The sequence below is a fragment of the Dyadobacter arcticus genome (genome assembly GCF_011762185.1).
Classification (GTDB): domain Bacteria; phylum Bacteroidota; class Bacteroidia; order Cytophagales; family Spirosomataceae; genus Dyadobacter; species Dyadobacter arcticus.
Map to the genome: position 1 here is coordinate 1262367 of NZ_JAASQJ010000003.1, position 22366 is coordinate 1284732.

Consider the following 22366-nt stretch of genomic DNA (forward strand, 5'->3'; position numbering starts at 1 on the left):
TTAGCGATCTCACAGGATTCATTAAGGCAGCTGTTACGTTTTAAAAACTGACCGTAAGGGCAATTCCTGCCGCCAGCGTGTTGAGCCGTGTCATTTTCTTAGAGTACGCGAAAACTCATTTTAACCGTAAAACTGCTGCTACCAGACGGAGCCGTGAAAGATGAATTTAATCGTTCCGGCGACAGAGTAGCTAGTGCTGCCTCTTCTGGAAAGTGCCAGGGCGAAGCCTTCAATAAAAGTTGGGCAGATTGCCGTTTAACAGCGCAGCCGGTAAAAAACAAGTTGCTGATAATTGTCAATATTACCAACAAATGATGGACAAGCTTCTTTTTCATTGATTGTTAATACGGCCGAGCGAATGATAAACCTAATCGAGAAGTTAGTTCTATCTCGTCACAATCTCAATCTCACCGCCAGTTTTAAACAACTCATGCGGAACGAAATAACCACTATTCTCTTTTCCGTTCACTTTTATCGCTGTCAATGCCCTGCCATTTCCCGGTTTTTTGATCGTGATAACCTTCCCGTTGCTGGTTCTCCATTTAACTTCGTCAAAAAGTGGAACTGTTACCAGGTATTCCGGATCTGTGGCCGAAAACGGGTATAAACCAAGCGACGTAAAAACATACCACGCCGACATTTCGCCCGCATCGTCCATCCCGCAAAGCGCCAGGCCGTCTTCCCCTATTCCGTAAAGATTGTTCAGTATGTTGTCGAGCTGCTTTTGCGACTTTTCGGGTTTGCCGATAAAATGATAGGAAAACGGCGCTTCGTGATCCGGCTGGTTGCCGTGGCAATACTGGCCCACCATTGTTTCAATGTTCCGCGCAATGTGATTAGGATTCCAGGGCACGGTAAACAGCGAATCCAGCTTGGATTCAAAACCTTTCGGACCGCCATACAACGCGATCAATCCGGGCATATCGTGCGGCGCAAAAAACGAAACCTGCCAGGCATTTGCTTCGCGGTACATGTATTCATAGTAGGGATATTGCGGGTCAAAAGGCTTGATCCAATCACCATTGGCAAGCCGACCGCGCATAAACCTTGTCGAAGGATCAAACATATTTTTGTAATTCTTCGAACGGGCCATCAGGATCCTGTAATTGGCAGTGTCGCCGAGGCTTTTTGCAATTTGCGCCACAGAATAGTCATCGTAAGAATATTCCAGCGTTTTGGAAACACCGGCAGCGGCTTTGGTTTCCACCTCGGGATTGGCAATGTCCGGATCGGGAATGAAACCCAATGTTTTGTATTCCTTAATGTAGGGACGTGCGCCGCCTTCCACATTGGCGTTTTTCAAAAGAATTTCATAAGTGCCCTTTATATCAAAATCATCGATTCCGCGCAGATAAGCTCCGGCAATGGATGACGCACCGTGATCGCCATGGAAAAAAGTTGGAATAAAGCCTTTTTTGTCCCCGACATCCTTCATGGATTTGATCACATTCAATGTAACCTTTGGCGAGATCAGTCCTAGCAGCACATCTTTATTGCGGTAAGTGTCCCATAATGAGGGTTCTGTATAATAATCAAAGTCCGTTTTTGCGACCTGCTTTTTGGCATCTGTAAACTCACCATTCACATCGCTGCGTAACGCTGGCCACAAGAACGAGCGGTACAGGCAGGAATAAAGCATTTGTTTTACCTTGTCCGTTCCGCCTTTTACCTGGATCAAGGATAGCAATGTTTCCCATTTTCCAGTGGCTTCGTTACGGATCTGGTCAAAGGTTTTTGTGCCAATTTCTTTTTCCAGGTTTTCCTTTGCATTCGCTACACTGACAAACGAAATGCCGATTTTAAGCTCCACGGGCCCTTTACCATCCACTATATGAATGATTGCGTAACCTGTCTTTGCTCCTTCCTCTTTTTCTTCCAACCTTTCGATATTCGTATTCAGGCTGGCATAGAAGTAAACTTTCTCACCCGTTTGCTGGTAACCTTGCACCGCATTGTTACCGACCTTTTCAATATTCCAATTTGAGATTTTATTATTGGCTTTGGCCAGATCAAAAAGGATTTGCCTTCCCTTACTGTTTTTGTATTCGTATTGGTGAAAGCCAGCCCGCAACGTAGATGTCAGCCTTACATTAACCTCATAATCATCCAGATAAACTTGATAAAACCCCGGCGCAGCGCTTTCTTTCTTATGACTGAACCGCGAGCCAACCTTTGCTCCCGGATTCGATAAAGGCAAAACCGGAATGTTGCAAAGGTTCCAATGTCCTTTATTGGTGTGGGTGAAGGCCAATATCAGCGAATCTTCATATTCGTATCCCGCTCCCGAGCCGTATTCTGTCATCGGGCTCAACTGCACCATGGCATTGGGCAACGAACTTCCCGGAAACGTCAGCCCAGCCCACGAACGCCAGCCTTCTGGCAGCTTATAACCTAATATTTTCGGATCAGTGAGCGGGGCGGTACCGATGAATGTGTTGACATATTTTGTAAAAACAGGTTTTTTCTGGGCCTGAATTTTGTTGCAGGCAACCAGGATCATGATTGCAAGATGAAAAATCGTCTTGATTCGTTTTGTGGTCATTGCAGATTTTGTTTGGCTTCTTTTTCGTGAGTTGCTTATTTGTCAGGGTGTGTTTGAATCCGTTTTAAGCACAGGATTTTGCCGTAGCGCCTGCATGAATTGCAAAGGCGATTTCCCATATTCCTTTTTAAAAATTTTGGAAAAACTGGAACTGCTCTGCAAGCCAATCCTTTCCACGACCTTGCTCAACGGAATGTCTTCATGCGTCATGATCTGGATCGCTTTTTTGAGGCGGACAGTCCGGATAAAATCCCCAACAGATTGATCTGTAATGCTTTTGATCTTTTGATAAAGCTTGGTACGACTGATATACAGATGCTTGCATAAAAAATCAACGTCCAGTTCGGGATCTTCAATGTGATCTTCAATGAGTTTCAAAAGCGTTTGAAAAAAAGACTTATCCTTCTCTGAATGCACGAGTTCGGTTGCCTCTGAGAGATGATTATTAGTAAATCTAGATTTCAATTTTGCGCTTTGCTCGAAAATGTTGTGGACTGTAAGCAGCAGCAGATCAATACTTAACGGCTTAGCAAAATAATAATCAGCACCCGATTCCATTCCTTCGATCTTGGTAGCCAGCGCATCTTTTGCTGACAGAATGATGAACGGAATGTGACTGGTTTCAAACCGGTCCTTTACTGCTTTACAAAGCTCTATCCCGTTCATTCCAGGCATCATCACATCACTTATAATCAGGTCAGGCACTTTTTCAATAGCGATTTCCAATGCCGTCTGACCATCTTCGGCTTGGTATATGTAATAATTTTTCTCAAAAGCCTGTCTGAGAAAAGTCCCGAGTTCCTCATTGTCATCCACGATCAGAATGCGCTTGTCAACCGGTGAAGGCGCAGAGATGCGTTCCCGATCAGCTTCGGTCATCGGCATTAAAACAGAATGATCAACAGCTTCCAGCCGCACTTCCGGGCCTCTTTCTGAGGTTGCTCTTTCCGCTTCACTGTAATTTTCATCGCCCAGAGGGATTCCAATAATGATCTCTGTCCCTTTGTTGCGCTCGCTGTAAACGTAAATGTCGCCTTTATGCAATTGGGTGAGGCTTTTTACCAATGCCAGTCCAATACCGGAACCAAGATGGTCCCGACTGATCCGGTAATAGCGATCAAAAATGTGGGTAATCGTTTCACTTGAAATACCAATGCCCGAATCCGCAACGCGGAAATACAGGTATTTTTCAGCGCGATGCGATTCATTCAGCAGATCAAAACCAGCATTGAAAGAGGGTTTGAAACGCTTGATGTCCGTAAAAATCTCGAAACAAACCTGCCCTCCCCGCTGGGTGTATTTGAATGAATTGTTTAAGAGGTTCAAGAGAATTTTTTCAATTATATGGACGTCCAACAAGCCCGTTAGCGGCACATCTGCATGGTTTTCAGTGTGGTCAATGAATTCAAGATCAATGTCTTTGCTGTCAGCTACATTTTGGAATTCTGTGATCAAGTTCCAGCAAAACGGATTGATTTTCAATCGCTGTACCTGCAGTTTGATCATGCTGTCTGCCACCTTGCGGAAATTCATCAACTCACTAATCAGGTTAAACAACCTTTTCGCATTGCGCAGCATCAGCTGATAGGAATTATCCAGGACTGCATTATGGTTCTGGCTGATCAGATTTTCCAATGGCCCCAATATCAATGTCAGCGGGGTCCTGAATTCGTGCGAAATGTTGGTAAAAAACGCAAGTTGCTGTTGAGAAAGCGCTTCGCGCTGCGCGTGGATTTCCTCCCTTTTCTTTTCATTGATCGCGCGCACCTCCATTTCCCTCTTCAAGCGATACCACCTTGCCTGGTAAATGTAAATGCCCGAAATCGCAGACAAAACTAGCAATGCATAAACAAGTTTTGCAAAGACCGATTTCCACCATGGCGGCGTCACGAGAATTGCAATTTCTGCGCTGTTTTTACTCCAAACTCCGTCGTTATTAGTTGCCTCCACGATCAGCTTGTAAGCCTTGTAATCCAGGTTACTGTATGCAGCGGTTGGCCGCCTGCCGTCCGTATAATTCCATTCATTGTCAAAGCCGGCCAGCTTGTACCGGTACTTGCATTTCATGGGATTGGCGAAATGCATGGCGGAAAAGGCGACCACAAAATTGTTTTGTAAATAGTTAAGCTCGACTTCGTTATCATAACCCACCGCCTCGTGAAGCGTATTTTGCAAGGAATCTTCCGCAGCATACACGGGCCTTTTATTATTGATTAAAATATCGGTCAGGATTGGTTTCGCCTCAATTTTGTTTGCCCGAATCTGTTCGGGATAAAAGTAATTTAAGCCATTGATCCCGCCGAAATACAGCCTCCCATCCGCTCCTTTGTAAGAAGCCCTGATTTTGAAGCTATTTCCCTGTAAACCGTCATTCTTATCGTATCTGATCACCTTTCCATTGGCCGGGTCCAACCGTTCCAGTCCATCACCACCCATCCATATACTTCCCGCGTTGTCAGTTTCAATGCTTTCAACATCATTAAAAACGCCGTATTGAGACCCAAACGAGCGGAATTTGTGGGAATTGTCTTTTGTATCCAGTGAAAACCGGTTCAGCGCACCTCCGATCGTGCCGACCCAATAAGTGCTGTCGTTCTGGCGGCTGATCGCAGTAATGTAATCGGAGCTTAAAGAGCCTGTTTTTGCGGAAGCTTTATAATAGAAGGCCTTGCTGATATTTCCTTCCCCATCGATTAATAGCTGCTTAACACCCTGTCGGCTGGAAACCAGTAATTGGGGCTTGGTCTCGTCTGGCAAAATGAAATGTCCCTCGGTGTACATCTTAACACGATGTTGGCCAGCCCCATCTTTCCATATCACGCCAAAATTATCCAGGTTGCCAAACCAGATATTCCCGAAACAATCTTTGGCAAGCGTGTTAATATTAATCTTGGGAAAGCCATCATATCCCGCAGGTTTCCACAGCGTTTTCCTGTCAGGCCGCAATATCTCAATCCCTGCATTGCTGCCGATCCACAAGTTATGGTCATTATCAAAAGTGAGCGCAGTAATCTCGTCATTTTTCAACCTTACGGGCGCATTGTAGGTGTTGTAAAAGGAAAATCGCTGCGTTTTCAAATTGTATAAATTAAGCCCGTTCGCGTTTGTCCCGATCCAAAGGTTATCCCCGTCTTCCAGTACCGAACGGATATGGTTTCCACTCAATGAGTTAACCTGTCCGGGAACATTGTGAATGGTATAAAAAAGCTTTTGATTCAAATCGCAATAATTAACGCCACCACCGGAAGTCCCTATCCAAAGACAGTTTGAACGGTCAATGAAAGAGCTGAGCGACGCGCTGGAATTCAGGTTATTAGGCGCGCTCTTTTCATTGATTGTCTGAATAAAATTCAGCTGATGGTCGAGCCTTGTCAGGCCATTGCGCGTATTGATCCAGTAATCCCCGTTTTTGCCGACCGAAATTTCCAACACCAGATTAGCTCCATGGATCATAACCTGCTTATTTACAAAAAGAGCGTCTTTGTCCCCGGTTCCCGACTGTTTTTGCCTCACCAGAAATACCTTATTTTCAGAAGCTAGCAGCAGATTATTTTGGTTGTCAAAAAACACCCTGGATAAATCGCTATCAGGCAAACCCTTCACGGGAACCTGTACAACCTCCCGCCGGTCATCCAGTCGCCATATTCCCTTATTACTTGCAAAGTGAAGGACACCGTGGCGATCAGGTTTCATGTCAAAAAAGCGGACGCCCATCGGCAGGCTAATCTTCTGTTCTTCCAGACGATTACCATTAATCTTAAACACCTTAAATGTGTAGTCCAGATAACCGTAGATCAGATCACCAGCAGGTTTGAAAAACTCCCAAAAAACAGGACTGGATGAAGCTTTATCCATGCCGAAATCCGTGAAAGTTTCGGTATTGGGGTTAAAGCATTGTAAACCACCTTCCGTGCTGAGCCAGATTTTGCCGTCATCGTCCGGGAATAGCTTGATAACCCGGTTTTTGAAAGCATTATTCAGTGGCACATTACTATTGTAAAACTTTCTGATGGCGTATCCGTCATAGCGGTCCAATCCGAAATTCGTAGCCAGCCAAATGTACCCTTTACTATCTTGCGCGATATCATTTACATCCGTATGGGACAGGCCCTCGTCCACAGTAAGATAGCTGAATTTGTAGGGAAACGGCTGGCAGGAAACCGCGTCGGCGGTTGAAAGGCTGGTCAAAATCAGCAATATAAGCCGCCCCGTCATTCTCACCACTAGTGATTTTATACAATTCTGTATCGCCTGGATCATATTCGCAAAGCAAAAATCATGTTAATACCTGACTACATCAATGACAAAATCAATAAATGTACATCAGATCAAAAGATATGGATCCTGCGACAAATTTATAGTAATGTATGGCTTATGGCATCGGACCAATTGATCTTGAAAAAAGTACGTAAGGGAAAATAAAATGGACATCCACGTAATTCATCAAGCCCTTAAAACGCGGTAATTTGTAATATCTGCCGAAGCAACTAGACGAAATCAAGGATTTACGGAACGTGATGAACACTAAACTTACCAATATCACCTGGTATCATCACGTTACGCTCCTTAGTAAAATCAGCAACCCGGATCAACGAATGTTTTTTATAAAGTTATCATCCAAAAATAGATGGTCTAGAGATGCAATGCTGACTTACATAAGAACGACCGGGGCCGGGTCATCACTGACATCAATATTACCGAACTGACCAAGACAATCTCCCAAACCTTTTCAAGTATATGAATTCATTTAACATTAACCGACGCCGGTTCATTCAGGGCGCAACCGCATCACTGGCGCTGTCAACCCTCAACGTCAACGGAATGGACGAAATGCATGCCGATGAACCACTTCGCGTTGCCTTGATTGGAACTGGCTGGTATGGAAAAAGCGATTTGTTCCGCCTGATACAGGTAGCCCCTGTTGAAGTGGTTGCACTTTGCGATGTGGATAAAAATCAGCTGGACGCCGCCGCAAAGCTGGTTAGCACCCGCCAGAAGTCCGGAAAGACACCAAAGCTTTATTCAGATTACAGGAAACTGCTTGCTGAAAATAAACTGGACATCGTTTTAATCGGATCGCCTGATCACTGGCATGCATTGATGGCCATTGAAGCTGTAAAGTCCGGCGCGCACGTATATGTTCAAAAACCGATAAGTGTGGATGTGCTGGAAGGTGAAGCGATGGTGGCAGCTGCGCGCAAGTACAACAAAGTAGTACAGGTGGGCACGCAGCGGAAAAGTACACCGCATTTAATTGAAACAAAGAAAAATATTGTTGATAAAGGATTGTTGGGTAAGATATCGCACGTGGAAATGTGCTGTTACATTCACATGCGCGCCAATGGAAATCCACCCGTGAGCGCCGTTCCGGATTTTCTGGATTACGAAATGTGGACGGGTCCGGCCCCGCTCCGCCCCTACGATGGAATTCCCCATCTACGCTGGTGGCGTACGTTCAATGAATATGGTAACGGCATCATGGGCGACATGTGCATTCACATGTTTGACACGGTTCGTTGGATGCTGCAACTGGGCTGGCCCACCAAAATCTCTTCCCAGGGAGGTATTTATGTTCAAAAAGAAGGCAAATCCAACATTAGTGATACCCAGTCCGCTGTTTTCGAATACCCTGAACTGAACTGTGTTTGGCAGCACCGCACCTGGGGAGGACCCAATAACCCGGAATATCCCTGGTCGTTTACGCTTTATGGCGAGAAAGGCACGCTTTGGGCAAGCACCATGAAATACGATTTTATCCCTCAGGAAAAAGACGGGCAGAAAATCCATAAGGATGTGATTTATGAAAGGGAAAAATATCCGGAAGATCTGACAGAAGCCAACATTGAATTGAATGCGGCACCGGCAACGCGGCTTCATATGATCGATTTTTTGTCAGCCATTAAAAACGGAACGCGTCCTATCGCCGACATTGAGCAGGGGCATATCTCAACGGCGAGTTGTCTTTTAGCCAATATTTCCATGCAAACCGGAAGGCCCATTGTGTACGATCCGGTAAAACGCCAGATCGTTGGCGATGTAGAAGCAAATGGCTTGCTGGCACGTCCCTACCGCAGCCCATGGATTCATCCCGATTATAAAAACGTCTAAATCTTCAAGCGAAAATGAACACATTGAAAACGGTTCCTTTATTGGGAAAACACGCCTTTGAATATGTGAAACTAGGTCAGCAGGAAATCCTCAAAAACTTGTCCTTCAAAAGGTTTTATTTGATGGTAAGACAAGATTTTCCGTGGATAGCAACGATTATAATTGACCTGGCAAATAACGCGAGCACCAAAAATCCCGATGCGCTCGCTGAATACACCTATTACCTGCAATCGATGAAGGCGCTCTCGGAAATATCGATTACAGACAAGAGTGCCTTTACCCTCCTAAATGCAAAATGGCTGTCAGAACTTGGAAGGCAACCTGACCGTTTGCGCATTATTTACGATAAAGATCAGGATTTCATTGAGTATCCAATAAGGATTTCCCTGCTGGAAAAAGAAAAGATCGTAATCCAGATTAAGTAATGATTGCCGCTTGTCTGAGGTCAGGGCAATTGGAATTTGATTAGTTAATAACCAATAATCTATGAATTTGATCAATAAACTTGTTGTATGCTTTGTACTACTTTCGGGACTGTCCGCCCAGATTCGCGCGCAAGACAAGCCGTTTGATTTAGCGTCTCCAAATGCAGGTTTAAAAATATCAATTGGCCTGGGCGATATAATCTATTACGCTATTACAGGTAATAATCAGGAATTGCTTTCAAAAAATGCCTTGTCCCTAACACTGAAAGGCGAGGTGCTCGGCGAAAATGCTAAACTGATTTCCTTACCAGCATATTGAATCCATTAGCTGGAAGCCTGCCGACAAAACGGCAAACCTGCCGCTTTTGATAGATACTAAAAAACAATATAGCCTCACTTGTTCCAAGGCCTCCGGCCGAGTTGTAGCTCGGTCACTATACCCCACCGGCCCGAGGCCTAAAATAGTTTGTCCGAAGGTTTACCTTCAAACGAAAGCGTCACAGCAATTTATCGGGCGTAATAGGGAGCTCTCTAACCCTTTTTCCGGTAGCATTAAAAACAGCATTGGCGACCGCGGCGGCTACACCCACAATTCCGACTTCACCAATTCCTTTAACCCCCAGCTTATTGCCAAATTTATCTTCCTCTCTGATAAAAATGGCTTCCATTGTTCCGATATCCAGATTTGCCGGAACGTGATAATCTCCTAATGACCGGGTCACGAAATTTCCCCAGCGCGGATCCACCACGGACTCCTCCGTCAGCGCCATACCGATTCCCCATACATTGCCTCCGATGATCTGGGAACGTGCTGTTTTTGGATTCAGGATTTTTCCTGCCCCGGTTACAGCCAGAAATCGGGAAACTTTGACCATTCCAGTAGAAATATTCACCCGGACCTCTGCGAAATTGGCATTGAAGCTGTGGGACGAATAATCTTCCGCATTTTCCGGTGGTTTGGAATCCGCCCTGGTTTGTATATTATCAACTTTTTCAGAAACCATTAATTGCGCGGCAGTCGGGCGTGTAAAAAACTGTTTTCCCGATCTGGCGATTAGTTCATCGGTGATTTTAATGCAGGCATCATTGACCACATTAGCGTAACTGGTTGCTCCTACGGACCCCACAGCTCCGGCCGCAGGAGGGAGATCGGAATCACCGATTTTGACGATAATTTTATCAATTGGCAAATCCAATGAATCGGCCGCAGTTTGTGCAAGAATCGTGTAAGTGCCTGTTCCAAGATCCGCGGCGGCCAGTTCAATGGTCGCGGTGACATCTTCTCCATCCCGTTTTAATTTCACAATTGCTGAACTCGGCCTTTGATGTGCGGGATAAGTGCCGCAGGCAACGCCATATCCGATCAGTTCATTTCCCAGCTGGTTCTGGCGGGGCTGTGCTTTCCGCTTTTCCCAGCCAAAAGCCTTTGCTCCTTCCTGCAAACATTGAACTGTCGTTCGCGACGACCACGGTTTGCCATTCGAAGGGTCACGTTCCGGTTCGTTTTTAATGCGCAACTGGATAGGGTCCATATTCAGCTTAAAAGCCAGTTCATCCATGGCCGATTCCAGCGCAAAACTTCCTGTGGATTTTCCCGGACCGCGCGTATAAGTCGGTAGAATCATGTTCATCGCCACAACGCGATAACTGATAAGCAAATTGGGCACATCGTACATTACCTTCGAGCAGTCGCCGCAGGGTTCTACAAATTCTTCCTTAATAGCGGAGTGCGTTGTGATTTCATGCGATAAAGAAGCTAGCTTTCCGTCCTTTGTTGCCGACAGGGCCACTTTCTGGTAATTTCGCTGGCGCAGTCCCACTGAATTCACCATTTGCTGGCGGGTAAGGGCGAGTTTAACGGGTCGATTGACCATTTTCGCAGCCACCGCGGCAAGTACCAGGTTTCCCCACTGCCCGCCTTTAGAACCAAATCCGCCCCCAATGTAGGGCGATATAATTCGCACATTTTCCGGCTTCAGATTAAGAGTCGATGCTGCGGCGTTTTGCGCGCCGTTTATTATTTGCGAACTGTTATAAAGGATCACATTTTCACCTTGCCACTCGGCAATGGTAGCGTGCGGTTCCAGCGGATGATGGTGATAGATGGGCGTCGCGTAAGTTTCTTCCACTTTGAATTCAGCACTGTCCAGCGCGGCTTTTACGTCGCCACGCTTTTCATCCTCCTTGTCTTTTGGCTTAGCACCTTGCTGATGCAGTTTTTCGAAATCAGTTTTTGCCTCTTTTTTCTCATAATCCACAACGATCAGATCTGCTGCATGCCTGGCTTGCTCAAAGGTTTCAGCAACAACGAGACCTATATGTTGTCCAAAAAACTCAACATCAGGGCTCTGCAGCATGGATCCGCCCCGTATCCCGCCTTTTAAGTTCAGTTTTGGAGCGTTTTTGTAAGTAATGACCGAGAGCACACCAGGTGATTTTTCCGCAGCCGCCGTGTCAATATCTTTGATCCTTCCGGCTGCAATGGTGCTTTTAAATAGCACCGCATAAGCAACATTCTTAACCGGATGGTCCGTAGAATAGTCTGCTTTTCCGGTTACTTTCAATATCCCGTCAATGCGGCTGACGGGAGTACCCGTTACTTTTTCTTTTTCTTGCATGGGAATTCTGTGGTTATAGCTCAGGATTTGCCGCCGTTGATAGCCATTTGAAGGGCCAAGACAATGCTGCGGTTTCCAAGTTCTACTTTAAATTTATTGTGTTCCAGTGGCTTTGCATCCGCCATCTCCGCCTCGGCCGCCAGCCTGAAATTTGCTTCGGTCGCCTCCTTTCCGACGAGCATTTTTTCTGCCTGAAAGGCCCTCCATGGCTTGTGCGCCACACCGCCCATCGCAATTCTGGCCTGTGCGATCTTGTTGCCATTCATTTCCAGTGCGGCTGCCACCGATACCAGGGCAAATGCGTAGGAAGCACGGTCGCGGACTTTGAGGTAATAGGATTTATCAGCAAAATTATTTTTGGGCAACTCAATGGCCGTAATGATTTCACCGTGGCTCAGATTGGTATCTTTTTCGGGCGTATCCCCTGGCAAACGGTGGAAATCCGCCAAAAGAATGGTTCGTTCCTGGCCGCTTGCATTCCTGACTTTCACAACGGCGTCCAGCGCAGCCAGTGCGACGGCCATATCAGACGGATACACAGCAACGCATTTTTCGGACCAGCCAAAAATGGCATGCATCCGGTTAATGCCTTCCATCGCGCCACAGCCTGATCCTGGCTCGCGTTTATTGCAAGGCATGGCCACGTCGAAAAAGTAGGAACAGCGTGTCCGTTGGAGCAGGTTACCACCATTGGTCGCCATATTCCGGATCTGTCCCGACGCCCCCGCAAGTATGGCCTGCGTCAACAGCGGATAATTTTGACGGATCAGCGGATGATTGGCCGCAGCAGTGTTCTTGCCCAGGCCGCCAATAGAAGTTCCACCTTTGTTGGTTCCCGAGGATATGAGCTTTATGTCAGCCAGCGCCAGTCGGGTGATGTCGATCAGCTCATTTGGCTGCTCCACATCTTCTTTCATCAGATCCAGCAAATTGGTCCCGCCTGCCAGAAATTTCGCATCAGGATTGGCCGCCAGCATTTTTGCAGCGGCGGTAACGTCTTTTGCATTAGTATATTTAAATGGTCTCATGATGTCCTGTTTGTGATGTTACCCTACCCCCTGAATTCCCAAGTTTGTGCAACCTCTTTCCCGCTATGCACCTCCTGAATGGCCGCTACAATATTCGGGTACGCGCCGCAGCGGCATAAATTTCCCGACATTCGCTCGCTGATTTCTTCGTTGGAAAGCTTGATAGGGGATGCTGTTTGACGGACATCTTCGGTCACGCAGCTTACTTCACCATTTTTGGCTTCGTCCATTACAGCCACCGCAGAGCAGATTTGCCCGGGCGTGCAGAAGCCACATTGGAAACCATCATGTTTGATGAAGGCGGATTGAATGGGATGCAATTCATTGCCCTGCGCGATGCCTTCAATTGTTTTTACCGATCGCCCCTCGCAGCTTGCGGCTAATGTGAGGCACGACAGTACGCGGCGTCCATCCACAATCACGGTACATGCGCCGCATTGGCCGTGGTCACAGCCTTTTTTAGAGCCGGTAAGTTCCAGTCTTTCACGGAGGGTGTCGAGTAACGTCATTCTGGAATCAACCATCAGCTTCTTGGCTGCCCCATTGACCTTGAAAGATAGATTAACTCCGTTTTCAATGTTTGCAGGCGAAAAATCGGATGATGTGAGGGCGCTGAATGGCCTGGTCAGCACCTGCTCTGCAACGGCCGACTGCCAGGCGAGCATTCCTCCCCCAGCCAATGTCATTAATTTCAAAAAATGCCTCCTGTTTACGCCATGAACCAGAATTTCGTTCAGGTCTTCCGGCATCAGATCTTCGAACAGTTTCTTCTCGTCCTTAGTCAGTTGCGGTGATTCGTTTTCTTCCATCCTAATTGAATTTGTGGAATCTTGATATAATTTAGAAAGCTTGGGAGGAGTAATTACTACGCGAATGGATCAAAGAGAAATTGAAACTTTCGACGGCGAGTTGTAATCATAAACATTGAAATAACTGTACCAAACCGCAAGCATTCTACGTAAAGCGCATTGATTTAAAATCAAAACAAATAACATCGATTTCTGTGACCAGGAACCTTTCCCAAATGCATCCAGGTACACAACACCTATGCTCGGTAGGTTACATCGCAAAGCCTGTAAGATATCCGGGCACTTCCCGGGAGTTTTATATAAATTGCTTTTTTTAACCAAACACCCTTTCCACATGGCACATACTACCTCCAATCCAAAGATCCACGAAGGACGTAACTTGAAGCGTTTTAGAGAGATGCTCCAAATCAAGCAAGATTATTTGGCATTTGAGCTCGGCGAAGATTGGAACCAGCAAAAGGTCTCTCTACTTGAACAAAGAGAAAAGATCGATTCTGATATTTTGGAACAAGTTGCAGCGATTTTAAAAATTCCGGCTGATGCGATTCGGAATTTTGATGAACAACAGGCTATCACTGTAATTTCCAGCACTTTCAACGACAACTCTCAGCTAGGTACGCTGATCAATAACTACAACAATCCTATTGATGCGGTCTTAAAACTTCATGAAGAAAAGATGGCACTTTATGAGCGGATGTTGAAGGAGAAGGATGAGATGATGGGGCGGTTGGAGCGGTTAATTGGGGGGAGGTAGTTGAGATTCACATGTTAACAACATATGGTACATCATTCAGGATTGTATAACGAGATTCGTTTACCCTGCATTCTAATAGATCTAAATTCTGAACCCATTTTAACCTCACCATCATAGCAGAGATTTTTCAGAATTCTCTATAAGACAAAATGAAGTAAAATGAATACGATATTTACAGATTTTGGTGTGATGGTAAATCTGATTGGAAAACCAATTACATCTACCACAAAAAATTGCCAGATAGGAACAGCATTAATTCGAACCGACTTTTAATGACAGTATCATACTAACTTTTCGAAATAGACAGTTGTTACTCTTATTCATAGTCAGATACCATCAAGTCGCCTTGACTATACTAAATTTAGAGATTGATTCACGCATTGGTTCACCTTTCAGAAAATATTTAAGGCAATTATGAGTAAATATTTAGAACTAGTCAAAGTCCTTGACAAAATCTGTTACGAAGCACCCGCCAAGAATACCCGATATAACCTACGAGTTGCTACTTCTGAGCAAATCAGTAGTGCCAGAGCACGAGCATTTATACACTTATTCCTAAAGGTAAAATTTGGTCAAATAGACTTTTCCGAACGTGAAAGGTTCATTACCGACGATATTGATGATGGTGGAATCGATGGCTACTACATAGACAAAGACAAAAAAGATCTATTCATCATACAATCGAAATTTCGTACGAACGAGAAAAATTTCGAAAATAAAGAGATCACTCTCGAAGAAATACTATCGATGGACATAAATCGCGTCACGTCGGGCGAACATAGTTACGAAACTGGTGCAAAATATAATGGTAAAATACAGGCATTCATTAGAGAACTGCAAGAAATATCCGACTTACCTAGATATAATTACAGAGTAATAATTATAGCTAACGTCAAAAATTCACTACAAACAAGCATAAATAAAATAGTCGGATTTAATGCTGAAATCTATAACTATGACAGATGCTATCAGGAACTGCTTTTTCCACTTGTGTCGGGTACTTTTTATAACGTATCAGAGCTCAAAATCACTATAAATCTAGAAAGTACCAACACAGGACATAGAATTGACTATAATGTTAAAACTCAGTTTGACGAATGTAATGTTAATGCATTTTTTGTTCCAACTTTAGAAATTGCAAAAATCGTGTCGCGATATAAAAATTCGATACTTAAATTCAATCCAAGAAGTTATTTAGACCTTGCTGCTGGAAGCGTAAATAGTGAAATTGAAAAATCAATAAGAAAAATTAAGACTAACGAGTTTGCTCTGTTTAATAATGGAATAACAATGTTATCGGATCACACAAAGCACAGTGATAAAGTTGGCAAAAGAAATAAGGCTGAAGTAATGGTAACAAATCCGCAAATAATTAATGGCGGACAAACCGCATATACATTAAGTCGGATTTATGAAACCTGTCTTAAAGATGGATCCCCACTTGAAATTTTTGAAGACAAAGAGGTACTACTTAAAATAATTACATTTAGTGATGAAGGCGATCCTTCGGCTAAAAAAGCAGGAGAAAAACTATCTTTAATTGAAGAAATATCAAAAGCAACAAACCAACAGTCTCCTGTAAATGAAGCGGATAGAAGAGCTAATGATAGAGTTCAGATTGAATTACAGCAGAAAATATTTGAAGAATTCGGGTATTATTATGAGCGAAAACGCGGTGAGTTTGGTGATGGAATTCGAAACGAATATATATCTAGAAACATGATAATTGATCGCGAGCTATTTCTGAAGGTGTGTTTAGCGGCCCAAGGAAAACCAAATGAATCACTATCCGGCCAGCTCAAGTTATTTATTCCATCGAAATTCTCAAGTATTCTACCAGACTCAGATTCGTACAGGAAATATATGTTTGCTTATATAACCTATGTTCAGTTACCAAAATACAAATCCAGTACTTCCGGACTCGCAACATCCTATGGAAGGTTTGCAGTAACAACTATCGTATCTCAAAAGTATGTATCAACACTTAGCAAAGATGACTTTGAGAAAGTAATTGACCTTGAAATTAATCTGTGATTAAAAAATGGGACTCATTTCAGAATTTCGCAAGATCATCTCCTAAAAATAAACGATATTTTCATGAAGTTTTTGACAAGACAACTGGCAATAAGATCATTGAAGCCAATTGGAGTGCCTATTTTAAAGGAACAACTCTCCAAAACGATTTAGTTGCATTTTATCAAAAAAGTAGCTAGTAATCTTTAACTTAATTATCGTTAAAATTTATCTAGATGAAATGAAACTAGGAATAAAAAACAATATGATAAAGAGTATTGAGTTGACTAATATCCGACTATAATAAATAAGCCAATATTAACATGCATATTATTTATCCCACCCTAACCCCAATCAACTCAACCCCCAAAACCTCCTCAATCCGCACAATCGTCTCAATCGTAAAATTGCTATTCCCTTTCACCCAGGAATTCACAGTTTGAGGCGTCACCTGCAATTTCTCCGCCAAATCCTTTTGGCTCATTCCAAGTTTTCGCAATTGGGCGAGGATATTAATCGCGATAATCCTCGACTTTTCAAGGGCTTTGGGATTTTCGGCTTTGCGGGCTGCGCGCTCTTTCCATTTGCTGGATTCGGCAGCGGTGACTGATTCCAATTTTTGTAATATATCTTCTCTCGTTTGCATAGTCATTCAAAATCTATGTATCCCCAATCTTCTACGGTTTCAATATTCAGTTCTTTCAAAAATCTCATGAGCACATTTAGCTTTTCGAGTTCTTCTTTTAAATGTTCGCGCTCGTTCATTGTTTTTGTCAGTTTGATAGCGCTGCCGGAGATTACAAAAAAGTCGTAGTTAAGTCTAACAGCGTAAATTCGGAGCCACGATTTTGCGCCTGTTCCGTAGGCTTTGCTTTTTTCATTTACGATTTTGATTCTCGCAGTTTTATCCAATGGCTTGAAAATATCTCCCAGTCTCTTTTCCAAATCCTGTCCTTGTGCTACGCTCAAAAGCTGTTTTTCAAATGCATCGGCTTCCGACATTGTAATAGAAACAGCCTGGCTTACTGAGCAATAACCGTAAAAATCTTTAACCAGATCCTGCTCGTGCGTGGTAAAAAATGCATCCAAATACTCCGAATTTTCCCAGCAGTTGAATGTGCGGTCGAATTCGTTTTCTTCATTTCCTTCAAACCGAGCCGCCCAAAGCGTCTCGGGAACAATGCGTATAAGCTCAACAATCTTCATGGATACTACCGCACGTTTGCGGGTCGATAATGTGTGTATAAACTGTCAGATACGAATTCTCAAAGCTAGCGAAATTTTCAAAAAATCAGATTAAAACCTTATTTTTAATATGCGTGCTGAGGTAGCCCCCATCAAAATTGGCTTTCAAAGCAGCTGCAAAAACGATCCTGACATCAGCACTTGCGCCTGAAATCCCTCCTTTGGAAACTTCAAAAATACCTAGCACCCGGCTGGCATTGTTTAATAGCAGTATCTTGAACTCTTCAATAAATTCAAGTGCGACGGAGCTTCCGCTGTCGGGGTTCCAGCTTTGGATCAGTACATTGTACGCATCTCTGGACTATGCTATTTTAGGACGCTGGCTTGCTTATGCGTTGGTTTTGTAGATAAACTCAATTTCTGCTACCTGATACAAGTTTGAGACATTCGCGAAGCTTTCCATCATTACCTTGGTCGAGATAGTGATTGAATGAATTATGGCGCTCCATTCAGGCGCTGGGCAAGCAAGTAGTGGAAGCAACGTAATAAAGGAAAGGCCGGCGGGGAAAGCCCCATAATTAGGTTTCCCAAAATAGGCCGACTGCTTCGCTAAGCGCACACTATTTTCCGGGGAGGGATATGTGAGTATCGATTAGGCTATTTAAGGTGCATTATGTTAGGTCGTTTTATCTCGGTTAGCAATTTTGAGAATAAAAATCAGAAAGGCAGCTATTGAAAAACCCAATAGAACATATTTAAACGAGCCATTGATGTACATGGCTGACGCGAGGGTGACCCAAAATCAAGATGTTTAAATAGTAAACAGGTTGCAAATCAATTATTTACAAGCAATCTGGTGAGCACTTTGAAGTCTGTGTATCGAGTCTCGATTTGCTCACCAGAATTTTGTCACCAATTGCATAGTTTGACACTTTTTCAAAAAACAAAAACCCTGTAAATCATTGATTTGCAGGGTTTTGATTGTTTTTGGTAAGCTATCTGGTGCACCCAACGAGTGCAGAACCTTGCAAGCAATTACCTAATTATAAGCACGTTACGTTTGGCAATTTTGGCTACTCTCGATTTACTCACCGGAATTTGTTGGACTGCAAATCCTAGGATAAATATAATATTTTGGATGTTTTAACGCAAGATAATGGCTGAGAGTCACCACTAAATGTCTATTTTGTTTCCCATAACTTACATTCCCATGCGTCATAACTTTTCTTATGTTAAATAGAAGTTTAAGAAAATCTATGATCTCGATTTATCGCCTCACTCCTACCTTCATGTTTGCGGTCACACCCAACCTTTCGAAGCCCATTAAGCTGGAGATCTAAGTTCTGATCATGATTGGAAACCCTGGCGTATCCGAATATCATTCAATCATCTCAAAAATTCAACTCAATATAATAATTTGAGACGTTGATTTTTGAGATAACATTTTAAGACTGACGTACATGAAGTTCGGGCATTCCCATTGAATTCATTGCGTTTCACTAAAATCCGACATTAATCTAAATACTGTTCGAAACTGGACATTTACCATACCTGCATAGCTCTTTACGGTATCCCTAGGCTGATTGGTATCCATGGCACAATAGTTGGACTTTGCGTACAGGTTCGGAAATCTAAGTCACTTATAACAGCCTACTCTCTTGATACAAAACCATATCAAAATGGCCCGACGCAGTCTGGGTCAGAACAAATGGTACTCTGCCATTACAATAATTGGTTTGGCTATGGCACTCACCGTGGTCCTAATAATCGGACTTTACATTAACAATGAGTTGAGCTTTGACCGTTTCAACCAAAAAGCAGATCGTATATATCGAGTTAATAGTGACATCAGTTTTTCACTGCAAGGGTTACAAACGGCTGCTGCACCTACGCCACTCGGCGCGACTTTAAAGCGGGACATTCCAGAAGTTGAAGAAGCTGTCAGACTTGGCATCTATCAAAGCTGCTTAGTTAGAAGCACTCGTGAAAATATCCGTGAACAGGCTGTTTTACTTGCCGACTCTACCTTGTTTAACGTCTTTACGCTGCCGGTGCTCGCCGGCAATCCAAAAATGGCATTAGCCCAGCCTAATTCCGTTATCATTACGGAACGGATGGCCAAAAAATATTTTGGTACAGCTAAGGCTTTGAATAAAGTTTTGATTTTTAACAACCAAGAATCAAAACAAGTGAGTGCTATTACCAAGGACATACCGGTGCGATCGCATTTTCAAGTAGATTTCATTTTACCACTGTGGGAAACTAAAAATGCAAAAGTCGATAAGGGGGGTAATCATATTTTTAATACCTATATTTTACTCAGGCCAGGGACTAATCCACGAGCAGTTGAAGCCAAATTTGAAACGATATTACAGACCTACATGGATCCTGCTCTCAGGCGGTTCTTTAACACATCATTAGCCGAAGCACGAAAGAAAGGAAACTACTTTCGATATTCATTGATGCCGCTAACTGATATTCACCTACATTCCACAAGGGCAGGCGAGCTAACGCCAAACGGCAGTATAGAGTATGTGTATATCTTCACTGGTATCGGATTGTTTATCTTACTGATTGCTGTTGTCAATTTCATTAATCTGACAACGGCCCGCTCCATTAAGCGAGCCAGGGAAATTGGAGTTCGGAAGGTACTCGGATCTAACCGAAAAGGTTTGATATCGCAATTCTTGTCCGAATCCGTGTTGATAGCTTTCATATCCATGCTCGGTGCATTGGTAATGGTCTTGGCCTTATTGCCTCTTTTTAATACTTTGACTGCTGAAAGTCTATCAATATCTGAGCTCCTGAATATCCCAAGCGCGATCGGGCTCTTGTCGTTCACGGCTTTAATTGGCATAATGGCAGGTATTTATCCTGCTTTTTATCTCTCATCGTTTCAACCAGCTACCGCTATAAAAGGCATACTGGGATCACTGCCCAATGGGCAAAACCTGCGCAGCTCGCTTGTTGTGTTTCAATTCGCAATGTCCGTGCTGTTAATCATCGGAACTTTACTCATTAACCAGCAGATGCATTTTATCCAAAGAAAAAACCTGGGTTTTGAAAAGGAACAGATTCTCATCCTAAAGACAACAGAAGTCCCTGACCACCAGCTTCGAACTTTTAAGGAAATTGCATTACAGAATAGCAAAGTAAAAGCTGCGACGATAAGTAGTTTTCTTCCTGTTACCTCCAAACGCAGCGGCGATTATTGGTATCCCCAGGGTCAGACTGATCAGAAATACTCAGTGATTATGCAGGAATGGGAAGTAGATGACGACTACTTGGCAACCTATAAAATGAAGTTACTCCAAGGCCGCTATTTCATAAAGGGGCAGGTGACTGATTCAGCTCGTGTAGTAATTAACAAAAGCGCTGCCAAGCAGCTTGGCTATAAACAGCCGGTAGGCAAAACCATTCACAAACAAGGTGGTGAGCAGTTAACAATTATAGGCGTAGTCAAAGATTTCCATTACGAATCGCTACGAACTAAGATTGAACCCTTGTGCTTTATGCTGGATACAGATATTGTCGCGGGCAGAAATAGTGATGCGCTATCGTTAAGACTGGAAACCGAAGATATGGTATCCTTACTATCCGCTTTGGAAAGTAAATGGAAAAAAATATCACCGGGCCAGCCTTTTGAATACTCTTTTTTAAATGAAAGTTTTGACGACATGTATCGGACTGAACATAGGGTTCAAGTGCTTTTTACAGTATTTACAACAATTGCTATCCTCATTTCCTGTCTGGGTTTATTTGGTCTGGCCACATTTACAGCCGAGCAACGCACCAAAGAAATTGGTGTTCGAAAGGTGCTGGGGGCCTCAGTGGCAAGCATTGTGACACTACTATCTAGAGATTTTCTCAAACCTGTACTATATGCCATCCTGATCGCCTCGCCAATTGCCTGGTATATGATGAACCGTTGGTTGGAAGACTTCAGTTACCGGATCAACATCGAGTGGTGGGTGTTTGTGCTGGCGGCGGGGCTAGCGGTGGGTATTGCCCTGATTACGGTCAGTTTTCAAAGCATAAAAGCGGCATTAATGAATCCTGTGAGATCGCTAAAAAGTGATTAGCCTCAAAATGAACAATGGTCACCTGACTACTTCCTGATTTAGGTAGGATAACTTTTGCCTGATATCCAACAACTATTAATGTCTGTCATGCCGCTTTCTGATATTTTTTGATGGCATTCTTTTTAATCCAGTTTGACAGGGTTGCTTCCGTCACCCGGTAACGGTCTGCAATGTACTTTTGACTCGAGCCATTGAGCAGCAATGCTTCGATCTCAGGCCGAAACTGATCAAGTTTGCTTTTTCCTGGCCCAGTTGGCCTGCCTAGTTTGATTCCGGATAATTTTTTGGCTGCGAGAGACTCTTTCGTCCGCTTGCTGATCAGGTCTCTTTCAATTTCCGATGCCATGGCAAAAACCATAGCCATCACTTTACTCTGGATTGAGTCATCAAGTTGCCAAGCACCTTTCACTGTGTAGATCCGGATACCCTTCTGCATGGCGATTGATATTATTTCCATCACTTCAAGCATAGATCTGCCAAGTCTGGAAAATTCACTAAGCAATATCACATCTCCTTTTTTAAGCTCATCTAGAATGGGACCTATTTTGCGGTTACGCCAAGAAACTTTCCCGGAAACTTTTTCCTGGACAAACTCGACTTTTCCTAAATTTTTCTCATTAGCCAGGTGCAGTATGTCGGCTTTGTTCTTTTCAAGGTCTTGGTCCAGGGTCGAGACACGTAAGTAGGCGATATTTCGAGGCATTTTTAAATGATTAGATGAAAACCTAATTATCAGATTTATTTTATAACAATAGCAATGTAATATTAAAGCCTTTTTGCTAAATTATCCTTACTGTTTATA

At 43.6% G+C, this 22366-nt stretch carries 18 protein-coding genes; 8 read left to right on the forward strand and 10 right to left on the reverse strand.

Annotation, left to right across the window (positions count from 1 at the left end; genetic code table 11):
- Positions 1 to 98 precede the first annotated feature (98 nt).
- Genes FHS68_RS18760 through FHS68_RS18770 form a run of 3 tightly spaced genes read right to left on the reverse strand, consistent with a single transcriptional unit; the run spans position 99 to position 6757 of the window.
- Positions 99 to 335, reverse strand: a complete 237-nt coding sequence (locus FHS68_RS18760; RefSeq protein ID WP_167273142.1) for a hypothetical protein — start codon at positions 333 to 335, stop codon at positions 99 to 101.
- A 50-nt stretch (positions 336 to 385) separates the two neighbouring features.
- The gene (locus tag FHS68_RS18765; RefSeq protein WP_167273145.1) at positions 386 to 2542 is read right to left on the reverse strand and encodes a GH92 family glycosyl hydrolase; all 2157 of its coding nucleotides are present in this window, start codon (positions 2540 to 2542) and stop codon (positions 386 to 388) included.
- Positions 2543 to 2584: 42 nt separating this feature from the next.
- Positions 2585 to 6757, reverse strand: a complete 4173-nt coding sequence (locus FHS68_RS18770) for a hybrid sensor histidine kinase/response regulator transcription factor (protein WP_167273149.1) — start codon at positions 6755 to 6757, stop codon at positions 2585 to 2587.
- A gap of 302 nt (positions 6758 to 7059) precedes the next feature.
- On the opposite strand from FHS68_RS18770, the gene FHS68_RS26800 reads away from it, so the two are divergent.
- The 4 genes from FHS68_RS26800 to FHS68_RS18790 all read left to right on the forward strand — a co-directional run bounded on the left by FHS68_RS26800 (position 7060) and on the right by FHS68_RS18790 (position 9394).
- Positions 7060 to 7248 (forward strand): DUF1016 N-terminal domain-containing protein, encoded by a 189-nt coding sequence (locus tag FHS68_RS26800; protein ID WP_167273152.1) that lies wholly within the window; start codon positions 7060 to 7062, stop codon positions 7246 to 7248.
- Positions 7249 to 7279: 31 nt separating this feature from the next.
- Positions 7280 to 8650: a Gfo/Idh/MocA family protein gene (locus FHS68_RS18780; protein ID WP_167273154.1), complete on the forward strand. Its 1371-nt coding sequence runs from the start codon at positions 7280 to 7282 to the stop codon at positions 8648 to 8650.
- A 14-nt stretch (positions 8651 to 8664) separates the two neighbouring features.
- The gene (locus FHS68_RS18785) at positions 8665 to 9075 is read left to right on the forward strand and encodes a hypothetical protein (RefSeq protein WP_167273157.1); all 411 of its coding nucleotides are present in this window, start codon (positions 8665 to 8667) and stop codon (positions 9073 to 9075) included.
- A gap of 61 nt (positions 9076 to 9136) precedes the next feature.
- Positions 9137 to 9394, forward strand: coding sequence for a hypothetical protein (locus FHS68_RS18790; RefSeq protein WP_167273159.1), 258 nt, complete (start codon positions 9137 to 9139; stop codon positions 9392 to 9394).
- 178 nt (positions 9395 to 9572) lie between these two features.
- On the opposite strand, the gene FHS68_RS18795 is transcribed toward FHS68_RS18790, so the two are convergent.
- The 3 genes from FHS68_RS18795 to FHS68_RS18805 are packed head-to-tail and all read right to left on the reverse strand — an operon-like array spanning position 9573 to position 13530.
- Complete coding sequence (locus FHS68_RS18795) at positions 9573 to 11693, reverse strand: xanthine dehydrogenase family protein molybdopterin-binding subunit (RefSeq protein ID WP_167273162.1); 2121 nt, start codon at positions 11691 to 11693, stop codon at positions 9573 to 9575.
- Positions 11694 to 11713: 20 nt separating this feature from the next.
- Positions 11714 to 12721, reverse strand: coding sequence for an FAD binding domain-containing protein (locus FHS68_RS18800; RefSeq protein WP_167273165.1), 1008 nt, complete (start codon positions 12719 to 12721; stop codon positions 11714 to 11716).
- 23 nt (positions 12722 to 12744) lie between these two features.
- A complete protein-coding gene (locus tag FHS68_RS18805; RefSeq protein WP_167273177.1) occupies positions 12745 to 13530 on the reverse strand; it encodes a 2Fe-2S iron-sulfur cluster-binding protein in 786 nt (261 codons plus the stop codon).
- Positions 13531 to 13864: 334 nt separating this feature from the next.
- Between FHS68_RS18805 and FHS68_RS18810 the strand changes: the two genes are divergently transcribed.
- Together FHS68_RS18810 and FHS68_RS18815 are read left to right on the forward strand one after the other, a co-directional pair.
- Positions 13865 to 14284: a helix-turn-helix domain-containing protein gene (locus tag FHS68_RS18810; RefSeq protein WP_167273180.1), complete on the forward strand. Its 420-nt coding sequence runs from the start codon at positions 13865 to 13867 to the stop codon at positions 14282 to 14284.
- A 414-nt stretch (positions 14285 to 14698) separates the two neighbouring features.
- Positions 14699 to 16318, forward strand: a complete 1620-nt coding sequence (locus tag FHS68_RS18815) for an AIPR family protein (protein WP_167273183.1) — start codon at positions 14699 to 14701, stop codon at positions 16316 to 16318.
- A gap of 313 nt (positions 16319 to 16631) precedes the next feature.
- Here the strand turns inward: FHS68_RS18815 and FHS68_RS18820 are convergent, their stop codons facing one another.
- From FHS68_RS18820 to FHS68_RS26805, 3 genes are all read right to left on the reverse strand, one after another.
- The gene (locus FHS68_RS18820; protein WP_167273186.1) at positions 16632 to 16943 is read right to left on the reverse strand and encodes a helix-turn-helix transcriptional regulator; all 312 of its coding nucleotides are present in this window, start codon (positions 16941 to 16943) and stop codon (positions 16632 to 16634) included.
- A gap of 2 nt (positions 16944 to 16945) precedes the next feature.
- On the reverse strand, positions 16946 to 17503 hold the full coding sequence (locus tag FHS68_RS18825; protein ID WP_167273189.1) for a hypothetical protein: 558 nt from the start codon (positions 17501 to 17503) through the stop codon (positions 16946 to 16948).
- An 85-nt stretch (positions 17504 to 17588) separates the two neighbouring features.
- On the reverse strand, positions 17589 to 17729 hold the full coding sequence (locus tag FHS68_RS26805) for a hypothetical protein (protein ID WP_374757519.1): 141 nt from the start codon (positions 17727 to 17729) through the stop codon (positions 17589 to 17591).
- 28 nt (positions 17730 to 17757) lie between these two features.
- On the opposite strand from FHS68_RS26805, the gene FHS68_RS26810 reads away from it, so the two are divergent.
- Positions 17758 to 17889, forward strand: coding sequence for a hypothetical protein (locus FHS68_RS26810; protein ID WP_374757520.1), 132 nt, complete (start codon positions 17758 to 17760; stop codon positions 17887 to 17889).
- A 1272-nt stretch (positions 17890 to 19161) separates the two neighbouring features.
- Positions 19162 to 21564 carry an ABC transporter permease gene (locus FHS68_RS18835; protein ID WP_262889603.1) on the forward strand — a complete coding sequence of 801 codons (2403 nt, stop codon included), beginning with the start codon at positions 19162 to 19164 and terminating at the stop codon, positions 21562 to 21564.
- Between the two features lie 85 nt (positions 21565 to 21649).
- On the opposite strand, the gene FHS68_RS18840 is transcribed toward FHS68_RS18835, so the two are convergent.
- A complete protein-coding gene (locus FHS68_RS18840; protein ID WP_167273192.1) occupies positions 21650 to 22267 on the reverse strand; it encodes a recombinase family protein in 618 nt (205 codons plus the stop codon).
- Positions 22268 to 22366: the final 99 nt, after the last annotated feature.

Bases quoted from the DNA above. Each gene is read 5' to 3' on its own strand.
- FHS68_RS18760 (WP_167273142.1), bottom strand. From the start codon at position 335: ATGAAAAAGAAGCTTGTCCATCATTTGTTGGTAATATTGACAATTATC.
- FHS68_RS18765 (WP_167273145.1), bottom strand. From the start codon at position 2,542: ATGACCACAAAACGAATCAAGACGATTTTTCATCTTGCAATCATGATC.
- FHS68_RS18770 (WP_167273149.1), bottom strand. From the start codon at position 6,757: ATGACGGGGCGGCTTATATTGCTGATTTTGACCAGCCTTTCAACCGCC.
- FHS68_RS26800 (WP_167273152.1), top strand. From the start codon at position 7,060: ATGAACACTAAACTTACCAATATCACCTGGTATCATCACGTTACGCTC.
- FHS68_RS18780 (WP_167273154.1), top strand. From the start codon at position 7,280: ATGAATTCATTTAACATTAACCGACGCCGGTTCATTCAGGGCGCAACC.
- FHS68_RS18785 (WP_167273157.1), top strand. From the start codon at position 8,665: ATGAACACATTGAAAACGGTTCCTTTATTGGGAAAACACGCCTTTGAA.
- FHS68_RS18790 (WP_167273159.1), top strand. From the start codon at position 9,137: ATGAATTTGATCAATAAACTTGTTGTATGCTTTGTACTACTTTCGGGA.
- FHS68_RS18795 (WP_167273162.1), bottom strand. From the start codon at position 11,693: ATGCAAGAAAAAGAAAAAGTAACGGGTACTCCCGTCAGCCGCATTGAC.
- FHS68_RS18800 (WP_167273165.1), bottom strand. From the start codon at position 12,721: ATGAGACCATTTAAATATACTAATGCAAAAGACGTTACCGCCGCTGCA.
- FHS68_RS18805 (WP_167273177.1), bottom strand. From the start codon at position 13,530: ATGGAAGAAAACGAATCACCGCAACTGACTAAGGACGAGAAGAAACTG.
- FHS68_RS18810 (WP_167273180.1), top strand. From the start codon at position 13,865: ATGGCACATACTACCTCCAATCCAAAGATCCACGAAGGACGTAACTTG.
- FHS68_RS18815 (WP_167273183.1), top strand. From the start codon at position 14,699: ATGAGTAAATATTTAGAACTAGTCAAAGTCCTTGACAAAATCTGTTAC.
- FHS68_RS18820 (WP_167273186.1), bottom strand. From the start codon at position 16,943: ATGCAAACGAGAGAAGATATATTACAAAAATTGGAATCAGTCACCGCT.
- FHS68_RS18825 (WP_167273189.1), bottom strand. From the start codon at position 17,503: ATGAAGATTGTTGAGCTTATACGCATTGTTCCCGAGACGCTTTGGGCG.
- FHS68_RS18835 (WP_262889603.1), top strand. From the start codon at position 19,162: ATGGCCCGACGCAGTCTGGGTCAGAACAAATGGTACTCTGCCATTACA.
- FHS68_RS18840 (WP_167273192.1), bottom strand. From the start codon at position 22,267: ATGCCTCGAAATATCGCCTACTTACGTGTCTCGACCCTGGACCAAGAC.